This window comes from Terrabacter sp. AAH1, assembly GCF_054456855.1.
In genome coordinates, this window is the sequence record NZ_JBTJJV010000001.1 from 858,853 (window position 1) to 861,291 (window position 2,439).

The window sequence follows — 2,439 nt, forward strand, 5'->3', positions numbered from 1 at the left end:
TACCGCAGATCGATCTGCCCCAGAGAGCCCTGCTCGTCTGACGCCTCATACGCAAACGAGACCCGGTCACCCGGCCGCACACCCGTAGAGCTCACCGACAGCTGAGACAACACCGGGATCGAGATGTCGAGACCAGAAGCAGACGGTGGACCGATGAATATGAGCGCTGCAAGCAATGCGAAGACGGACGAAATGCGCCGCACGAGCTTCCCCTGTTGTTCTAGCCGTCATTGTTACGGCGCTCTTGCCTTGCCTCGGTGTGACAACGTCTCGGTCGAAGCGGCAGCCCCCGCCCGCGCAGACTACCTTGTGCGATCGGCGACCTGCCGGTCTTGGCAAGAATGCCCAACAACCTATTCCTTCGAGGCTGGTTTGCATGGAAGTGAGGGAATCGGCGACGGCGGGGAAGCGGCTCAGGCGCGGTCCCGGCGGGACATGGTGATGGAGTTGTTGAGGACTGCGGCGGTGAGGAAGTCGAGCTCTTGGCCTTCGAGGGTGAGGGACGCGGCTCGGCCGTGGATCGGCAGGGTGCGCTTGTACCAGGCGTTGTAGGACTCGGCGTCGTTGCGGCGGGAGAACACGTCCTTGAAAGTCTCGTCGGCGCGGCTGAGGGGTCGCAGCTCGCTCCCGGCGGGGTCCACGCGGGTGGGCTTGGGCTGGTCCGGGGCGCCGCAGTCGGCTTTCGGGGCCCAGACGTGGGTGTAGGTGAACGCGCCGCGCTCGCAGGGGACGGTGTACTCGTTGCGGCGCGACCAGCGGCCGTCCAGCCCCTTGGATGCGGTGCTCGACTCGCACGGCAGGTGGGCCGCCTTGACGGGGTGTTCCTCGATGGGGTCGTAGCCGACGAGGTAGAGGCTGCCGTCGTCGACGACGAGCTCGTGCTCGCACGAGCCGTGTGGGGTCTCGTGCGCGACGGGGTCGAGGTAGTAGGTCTTGCCGTGGACGGGTTCGAAGCCGTTGCTGGTCTCGTAGATGTTGGTGCCGACGGGGGTGGGCCGCTTGCCGATGTACATGTGGGCGAGCTGGTCCTGGCGCAGGGTCCGGATGACCAGTGGGGTGGCTGGCACGTCGAGGTCGGCGGCGACCCGGTGGGCACGGTGCGCGAGGTAGGACTCGCTGAGTGTGAACCTGCTCGTGCCGTCCGGGTCGGTCGTCTTGGAGCGCGCCTGCTGGCGTGACTGCTCGCGGGCGAGGGCCTTCTCCTTGCGTTCGCGCTCCTTCTGCGACATCAGCACGTAGCTGGTTACCGCGTTCCCGGCGGTCTCGATGTCGTTGGCGGGGTCAAAGTGGTCCTCGCCGGGGGCGGCGCTCTTACCGACGGACTTCCCGAGCACCTGGACGCCGTAGGAGGCCATCAGGTAGTCGATGCTCCAGCCGGTGATGGCCCGGTCCCAGATCACGGTGTGCAGGCCCTCGCCGGCGCGGGTTGCGACGGCGTCGATGAGGTCGAGGGCGGCCCACTGTTCGGCGCGCAGCGCGGTCGCGGTGCCGAGAACGACTCGGCCCCACGGCGTCCAGGTGTGCGCGCTGACCATGTTGACGCCGCGCATGTTCTTGCCGTCCTCGGTCATGTCGGAGTGGATCCGCTGGACCTTGGCCCGGCCCGGGTCCTTGGCGCGGGAGCCGAGGACGCGCTGCTGCGTGGGGTCGAACGGGTCGATGACCGTCAGCACCTTGCTGTAGGAGGCGATGTCCGTCCCGTCGCCGTAGATCGAGTTCGCATCAGACGGTCGGGTGTGGTCGCGGGGCCGGCCGGGTTTCAGGTTCCCGTGGTCGCGGGCCTGGGCGAGGGCACACCGGCGGAACATGTCCTGCAGCTCGACCAGCACAGCGCGGGTGGAGATGCGCTCCTTGAAATGGTCGAGCTGGTCCCGGTTCGGCGGGCGCAGCGGCAGTTGCTGGCCCGTCGCGGAGAAGTACCGCTCGCGGATCTGTCGCCACGTGCCGTCGTCGGCCAAGGCCCGCACGACTCTCGGCACGGAGGTGTAGGCGCGGGCGGAGACGAGCAGACCGAACTGCAGGGTGGCGGGGAAGCTCGAGCGGCGGCCCCGGCCCCGGCCGGAGCCGGCTTTGCGGGACTGCTCGAGCACCGCCTCGATGGTCTCTCCGAGCTGGTAGAGCGGCGCGAACCGGAACAGGTCCAGCATCTGCTCGCGCTCGCCGATGCGGTTCGTTCCGGAACGGTCGTAGCCTTCGGTCTCGACGGCGTAGGGCATGAAAGAGCTCCTCAGGGAAATGCCGGCATGGCGGCATGGGTCGTCGCGGTCATCGAGCCCCGGTGGGGCTCATCGACTGCGGTGGGTGGCGTGGCCGTTCCCTGTCGACGGCACCTGAAAACTGACCCCCTGACGGCAGGTGAAAACTGACCCCCTGCCGGATCCTGTCCTCAACTGCGAGGGCGGGAGGAAGCGGGTGTTGTCTGTGGAGGACTGGGCTGAG

Annotated in this window: 2 protein-coding genes; both read right to left on the reverse strand. The window is 67.8% G+C overall.

The features are described 5' to 3' along the window. Positions 1-203: hypothetical protein (locus ACXR8F_RS04020; protein WP_458798814.1), on the reverse strand; the 203-nt coding region annotated here is incomplete at its 3' end. Between the two features lie 210 nt (positions 204-413). Beyond that, positions 414-2,216 carry a hypothetical protein gene (locus tag ACXR8F_RS04025; protein ID WP_458798815.1) on the reverse strand — a complete coding sequence of 601 codons (1,803 nt, stop codon included), beginning with the start codon at positions 2,214-2,216 and terminating at the stop codon, positions 414-416. Between the last annotated feature and the right edge of the window lie 223 nt (positions 2,217-2,439).